At 67.1% G+C, this 7156-nt stretch carries 4 protein-coding genes, 1 tRNA gene and 1 pseudogene; 5 read left to right on the top strand and 1 reads right to left on the bottom strand.

Annotation, left to right across the window (positions count from 1 at the left end):
- Positions 1-26 precede the first annotated feature (26 nt).
- The 4 genes and pseudogenes from NS2_RS34550 (at position 27) to NS2_RS38135 (ending at position 4146) form a co-directional block, all read left to right on the top strand.
- Complete coding sequence (locus tag NS2_RS34550) at positions 27-1067, top strand: branched-chain amino acid ABC transporter permease (RefSeq protein ID WP_033091547.1); 1041 nt, start codon at positions 27-29, stop codon at positions 1065-1067.
- Positions 1064-2338, top strand: a complete 1275-nt coding sequence (locus tag NS2_RS34545; protein ID WP_071811971.1) for a branched-chain amino acid ABC transporter permease — start codon at positions 1064-1066, stop codon at positions 2336-2338. Before NS2_RS34550 ends, NS2_RS34545 begins: the two co-directional genes overlap by 4 nt.
- Before the next feature lie 80 nt (positions 2339-2418).
- Positions 2419-3276 (top strand): annotated as a pseudogene (locus NS2_RS38140) (ABC transporter ATP-binding protein); the annotation flags it as partial.
- Between the two features lie 174 nt (positions 3277-3450).
- On the top strand, positions 3451-4146 hold the full coding sequence (locus NS2_RS38135) for an ABC transporter ATP-binding protein (RefSeq protein WP_230464303.1): 696 nt from the start codon (positions 3451-3453) through the stop codon (positions 4144-4146).
- A gap of 64 nt (positions 4147-4210) precedes the next feature.
- Here the strand turns inward: NS2_RS38135 and NS2_RS34535 are convergent.
- Positions 4211-4283, bottom strand: a tRNA-Trp gene (locus NS2_RS34535).
- 123 nt (positions 4284-4406) lie between these two features.
- On the opposite strand from NS2_RS34535, the gene polA reads away from it, so the two are divergent.
- The gene (gene polA / locus NS2_RS34530; protein ID WP_186817626.1) at positions 4407-7151 is read left to right on the top strand and encodes a DNA polymerase I; all 2745 of its coding nucleotides are present in this window, start codon (positions 4407-4409) and stop codon (positions 7149-7151) included.
- The last annotated feature ends 5 nt before the right edge of the window (positions 7152-7156 follow it).

Genomic DNA, 7156 nt, shown 5'->3' with positions numbered 1-7156 from the left:
CGACACTAGGACGGCGAAAGTAACGAATGTCTGCACCCGCTCTGGCTGATGTGACGCTGCTGGCGAGCAGCTCCATCCAATTCAATGTCTCCGCGGTCGTCGATCAATTCTGGCGGCTCACCGTGGAAGGCTTGACCTACGGTTCGATCTACGCACTGGTCGCGGTCGGCTACACCCTGGTCTACGGTGTGTTGCGCCTGATCAATTTCGCGCATTCGGAAGTATTCATGCTGGGCATGTTCGGCCAGCTGGTCGGCCTGATGGTCTTCGGATTCGCGGCCAGCGGCGACGTGTATTCGCAGGGCACCGTGCTGACGATCGTATATCTCTGCGCGGCAATGATTTTCGGCATGCTGGTCTCCGGCGTGGCGGCCGTGGGATTGGAGCGGGTGGCCTATCGCCCGTTGCGTAAACGCGGGGCGGAACCGCTGATCTTCCTGATCACCGCGATCGGAATGTCGTTCGTGCTGCAGGAATTCGTGCACTACATCCTGCCCAAGCTGACCGGCAACAAGCTCGGCGGCACCAATGCGCAGCAGCCCACCCAGCTGGTGACGCCGACCGAGCAGTTCAAGCTCTTCGGCGCGTCGGTCACCAATATCGCGATGGTGATCGTGCTGGCCGCGGTGGCGCTGGCGCTCACCACCGAATTGCTGATCAACAATACGAAGTTCGGCCGCAGCATTCGCGCGGTGGCCCAGGATCCCGACACCGCCACGCTGATGGGTGTGTCCCGGGAACGGGTCATCATGCTGACCTTCCTCATCGGTGGTGTGCTGGCCGGTGCCGCGGCCATGCTCTACACGCTCAAGATCCCCAACGGCATCATCTACAACGGCGGATTCATCCTGGGCATCAAGGCTTTCAGCGCCGCCGTGCTGGGCGGTATCGGCAACCTGCGCGGCGCCCTGCTGGGCGGTCTGCTGCTGGGCCTGGCCGAGGACTACGGCCAGGTGCTCTTCGGTGACCAGTGGCGCGACGTGGTCGCGTTCGTGGTGCTGGTCGCGGTGCTCATGGTCCGTCCCACCGGCATCCTCGGTGAGAGCCTGGGGAGGGCGCGCGCATGACCGACATGGCTCGTTCCCCGCGCCCGCCGCACAAGGGCATCCTGCCGCCCGCCTGGAAGCAAGACTTCGGCCCCGAAAAGGCGCGTGGGCGCGGTGTCGGCGACGGCATCCGCAAGTGGTGGGGCGGATTGTCCCGCCCGGCGCAGTGGGCGGTCGGTGTTCCGGCGGTCATCGTGCTGGCCGCGCTGCCGCTGTTCAAGATCCCGCTGCTGGACACCCCCGGCACCAGTTTCGGCGGCGTGATGGCGCAGTTCGCCATGTACGCGCTCATCGCCATCGGCCTGAATGTGGTTGTGGGACAGGCGGGTCTGCTGGACCTCGGCTATGTCGGCTTCTACGCGGTCGGCGCGTATTCGGTCGGCCTGCTGACCAGTCCCAACAGCCCGTGGAGCCAGACCGACGGCGGCTGGCTGAATCCCAAGTGGGCGTGGCTGGCCTGCGTGCCCATCGCGATCCTGGCGACCGCGATCTCCGGTCTCATCCTGGGCACCCCCACGTTGCGCCTGCGCGGCGACTACCTCGCCATCGTGACCCTCGGTTTCGGTGAGATCGTGCGCCTGCTGGCCGACAATCTGCCCGAGATCACGAACGGCAGCCTGGGCCTCTCCCGGATCCAGTACCCGCACCTCGGCGAGTCCGACACCCATCCCGGCGGCTACTTCTCCTCCGGCAATCTCGGTGACCGCGACACCTGGAACCTGTTGGACCGGGCCAGTTCCGGCACCTGGTGGTACTGGCTGGGCATCGTGCTGGTGGTCATCGTGCTCATGTTCGTCGGCAATCTCGAGCGCAGCCGGGTCGGCCGCGCCTGGGTCGCCATTCGCGAGGACGAGGACGCCGCCGAGATCATGGGCGTGCCCACCTTCAAGTTCAAGCTGTGGGCGTTCATGATCGGCGCGGGCATCGGCGGGCTGTCGGGCGCGCTGTACGCGGGTCAGGTCCAGTACGTGAATCCGCAGGGCTTCAACGTCATCAACTCGATGCTGTTCCTGTGCGCGGTGGTGCTGGGCGGTCAGGGCAACAAGCTCGGCGTGATCGTCGGCGCGTTCCTGATCGTGTACCTGCCCAACCGGTTCATGGGCGTGGACGTGGGCGGGCAGTCCCTCGGCGACTACAAGTACCTGTTCTTCGGTCTCACCCTGGTGGTGGTGATGATCTTCCGGCCGCAGGGTCTGTTCCCGGCGCGGCAGAAATTGCTGGCCTACGGGCGGCAGGTGTATCGGGTGGTGCGACGGCCGGTGGCCGCGCAGTCGACGGGAGCTGGACAGTGACGGGGCCGGGCGACGCGCTCTTCGACAATGAGGACATGGCGGCCGGGTACGCGCGCCCCGAGGTCGAGCCCAGCGCGGGCATGCTCGATGTGACCGAAGTCCTTCCGGTGCTTGCGGATTCGGACCTGGTCGCGGAAATCGCCGCGCCGCATCGCGAAATCCAGACCGCGGTCGGCGCGCCGCTGCTGCGCACCGACGGACTGACCGTCAAGTTCGGCGGCCTCACCGCGCTCGACGATGTCAGCTTCGAGATCCGCCGCGGCGAGATCCTCGGGCTCATCGGGCCCAACGGCGCGGGCAAGACCACCTGCTTCAACGCCATCTCCGGGGTGTACCGGCCGTCGGGCGGGACGGTCTTCTTCGACGGCAAGCCGCTGACCAAGACCAAGCGCAACGAGATCACCCGCCTGGGCATCGCGCGCACCTTCCAGAACATCCGGCTCTTCGCCGAGATGACCGCGCTCGAGAACGTGGTCGTGGGCGCGGACGCCCGGCACCGGACCTCGGTCCCGGGCGCGGTCTTCCGCACTCCCCGGCATCGGAGCGAAGAGAAGGAATCGCTCGAAAGAGCCATGGCGCTACTGGAATTCGTCGGCATCGCGCCGTACGCGGTCGAGAAGGCGCGCAACCTCTCCTACGGCGATCAGCGCCGCCTGGAGATCGCCCGCGCTTTGGCGACCGAGCCGAAGCTGCTGTGCTTGGACGAGCCCGCCGCGGGCTTCAATCCGAGCGAGAAGTCCGCGCTCATGGATCTGATCCGCAAGATCCGCGACGACGGCTACACGGTGCTGCTCATCGAGCACGACATGCGATTGGTCATGGGTGTGACCGACCGGATCGTGGTGCTGGAGTTCGGTCGCAAGATCGCCGACGGGTTGCCCGAGCAGATCCGCCAGGATCCGGCGGTGATCAACGCCTACCTCGGCGTGCCCGACGAAGCGGAGGCCGCGGCCGCCGAGCCGAAGACCGAACGTCTTGCCCCGCCCGAGGAAGGCTTCGCCCCGGCGGCGGAAAGTGCCGGTACGCAACCGGTTCCGGATCTGGCCAAGCGGCTCCCCGGTTCGGAGGTTCCCGCCGCCGCGGCCGATCAGCCGTTGCTCGCGGTCGAGGACATGGTCGTCAACTACGGCAGAATCCAAGCCCTGCACGGCATCTCGCTGAACGTCGGTCAGGGCGAGCTGGTCACGCTGCTGGGCGCGAACGGCGCGGGCAAGACCACCACCATGCGCGCGCTGTCGGGCCTGCTCCCGCTCACCCGGGGCTGCATCATGTTCCAGGGCCGCGACATCACCCGCATGAAGGCGCACGAACGCGTCGTCGAGGGCCTCATCCAGGCTCCCGAGGGCCGCGGTGTCTTCCCGGGCATGACGGTCCAGGCAAACCTCGACATGGGTTGTCACGCACGCCCGTTCAAGGCCAAGGCCGACTACAACCAGACCCTGGACTGGGTCTACGAGTTGTTCCCCCGTCTGCTCGAGCGCCGTCGCCAGGTCGGCGGCACCCTCTCCGGCGGTGAGCAGCAGATGCTGGCCATCGGGCGCGCCCTGATGGCGCGTCCGCAGCTGCTGCTGCTCGACGAGCCGTCAATGGGCTTGGCCCCCATGGTGATCCAGCAGATCTTCCGGATCATCGCCGACATCAATGCCCAGGGCACCACGGTCCTGCTGGTCGAGCAGAACGCCCAGCAGGCCCTGACCCGCAGCGATCGCGCCTACATCCTGGAGACCGGCGAGGTCACCAAGACCGGCGGCGGCCGTGCCCTGCTGCACGACCCGGCCGTCAAGTCGGCCTACCTCGGCGTCGGCTGAAATCGGTACCCCGGAAAGCATTCGGGCCGGTCACCTGAACGGTGACCGGCCCGAAGCCTTCAAGCAGGGGCGACAGGAATCGAACCTGCAACCTGCCGCTTTGGAGACGGCTGCTCTGCCAATTGAGCTACACCCCTTTGACGGATGATCACGCTACCAGGTGCCCCGCCCGGGATGAAATCGATTTGCGTGACCTGCGGCGACGGGCCGGTTGCGCCCGCTGCGCACGGATGTCGGTGGGGATACCTAGACTCTGTCGGGTGACCCCTGCCTCTACCGATCAGCGTCCCGTCGTGTCCGCGTCCGCCTCCGGGGAACAGCAGCCGACCCTGCTGTTGCTGGACGGGCATTCGCTGGCCTATCGCGCGTTCTTCGCGCTGCCCGCGGAGAACTTCAAGACGCACGGCGGGCAGACCACCAACGCGGTGTACGGGTTCACGGCAATGCTGATCAATCTGCTCCGCGACGAGAAGCCCACGCACGTGGCGGCGGCGTTCGACGTGAGCCGCAAGACCTTCCGCACCGAGGCGTATCCGGAGTACAAGGCGAATCGGTCGACCACCCCGGACGAGTTCAAGGGGCAGGTGGAGACCACCCAGGAAGTGCTGGGGGCGCTGGGTATTCCGGTCATGGCCATCGACGGGTTCGAGGCCGACGACGTCATCGCGACGCTGACCACGCAGGCCGTGCCCGAGGGCTTCAAGGTGCTGATCGTGACCGGCGACCGGGACTCGCTGCAGCTGGTCAACGAGAACGTGACCGTGCTCTACCCGAAGAAGGGCGTCTCCGAGCTGACGCGGTTCACCCCGGCGGCGGTCGAGGAGAAGTACGGGCTGACGCCGCAGCAGTACCCGGACTTCGCGGCCCTGCGCGGCGACCCGAGTGACAATCTGCCCGGCATTCCGGGCGTGGGGGAGAAGACCGCGGCCAAGTGGGTACGCGAGTACGGGGACCTGGCCACGCTGGTCGATCAGGTGGACAAGGTCAAGGGCACGGTCGGAGACGCGTTGCGCGCCAACCTGTCCAGCGTCGTGCTCAACCGGCAGCTCACCGAGATGGTCAAGGACGTGGCGCTGCCGTACACGCCCGACCAGCTGGCCATGCAGCCGTGGGATCGGGACAAGATCCACCGGCTGTTCGACGAGCTGGAGTTCCGCGTCCTGCGCGACCGGCTCTTCGACACCCTCGCCCCGGTCGAGCCCGAGGCCGAGGCCGGGTTCGAGATCAGCGGCAGCGCGCTGGCCGCGGGCGCGGTCTCCGACTGGCTCGCCGAGCACGCGAAAGCAGGTGTGCGCCAAGGTGTTTCCGTCGTCGGCACCGGCTCTCCGATCCACGGTGACACCCAGGCCATCGCGCTGGCCGCCGCGGACGGCGAGGGCGCCTACATCGACGTGCACACCCTGACCCCCGAGGACGAGAAGGCGCTGGGCGCCTGGCTCGCCGACGCGGAGGTCCCGAAGGCGTTGCACGAGGCCAAGACCGCCATGCACGCGCTGCGCGGGCGCGGCTGGCAGCTGGGCGGGCTCACCAGCGACACCGCCCTGGCTGCCTACCTGATCCTGCCGGGCCAGCGCACCTTCAACCTCGAGGACCTGTCCCTGCGCTACCTGAGCCGGGAGCTGCGCGTCGACAACGGCGGCGAGACCCAGCTGTCGCTGCTCGACGACGAGGAGCAGGTCGACGCCGAGGTCGCCAATGCCCAGATGCTGCGCGCCCGTGCGGTTTCCGACCTCGCCGACGCCTTCGACGCCGAGCTCGAGCGCATCGAATCCACCGCCCTGCTGCGCGATATGGAACTCCCACTGCTGGGCGTGCTGGCCGATCTGGAGGCCGCGGGCATCGCGGTGGACTCCGGTCAGCTCGAGGAACTCCAGCGCGAATTCGCCGACCGTGTCGCCGAGGCCGCCAACAGCGCCTACGACGTGATCGGAAAGCAGATCAACCTCGGCTCGCCCAAGCAGCTGCAGGTGGTGCTGTTCGACGAGCTCGACATGCCGAAGACCAAGCGCACCAAGACCGGTTACACCACCGATGCCGACGCGCTGGAGAGTCTCTACGAGAAGACCCAGCACCCGTTCCTGCAGCACCTGCTCGAGCACCGCGACGCCACCCGCCTCAAGGTGACCGTCGACGGCCTGCTCAAGTCGGTCGCCGACGACGGGCGCATCCACACCACCTTCAACCAGACGGTGGCGGCCACCGGGCGCCTGTCCTCGACCGAGCCCAACCTGCAGAACATTCCGATCCGCACCGATATGGGCCGCCGCATCCGCGACACCTTCGTCGTCGGCTCCAATGGCACGGCCTTCGAGTCGCTGATGACCGCGGACTACAGCCAGATCGAAATGCGCATCATGGCCCACCTGTCCAAGGACGAGGGCCTGATCGAAGCCTTCAACTCCGGCGAGGACCTGCACAATTTCGTCGCCTCCAAGGCCTTCGACATCCCCATCTCCGAGGTGGATCCGGAACTGCGCCGCCGCATCAAGGCCATGTCCTACGGCCTGGCCTACGGGCTCTCGGCCTACGGCCTGTCCCAGCAGCTGAAGATCAGCGCCGACGAGGCCAAGGTCCAGATGGACATCTACTTCAACCGCTTCGGCGCCATCCGCGACTACCTGCGCGACGCCGTCGAGCAGGCCCGCAAGGTCGGCTACACCGAAACCCTCTTCGGCCGCCGCCGCTACCTGCCCGATCTCGACTCCAGCAATCGCCAGCGCCGCGAGGCCGCCGAACGCATGGCCCTCAACGCCCCCATCCAGGGCACCGCGGCCGACATCATCAAGGTCGCCATGATCGACACCCAGCAGGCCATCCGCGCCGCCGGCCTGAAGTCCCGCATGCTCCTCCAGATCCACGACGAACTCGTCTTCGAGGTGGCCCCCGGCGAACGCGACCAACTCGAATCCCTTGCCCGCGAACACATGTCCAACGCCATCGACCTGTCGGTCCCCCTCGAGGTCTCGGTCGGCGTAGGCCGCAGCTGGGACTCGGCCGCGCACTAGTGTCC

Source organism: Nocardia seriolae NBRC 15557 (genome assembly GCF_007990715.1).
GTDB lineage: Bacteria > Actinomycetota > Actinomycetes > Mycobacteriales > Mycobacteriaceae > Nocardia > Nocardia seriolae.
This window is presented reverse-complemented; position numbering and strand designations above follow the sequence as displayed.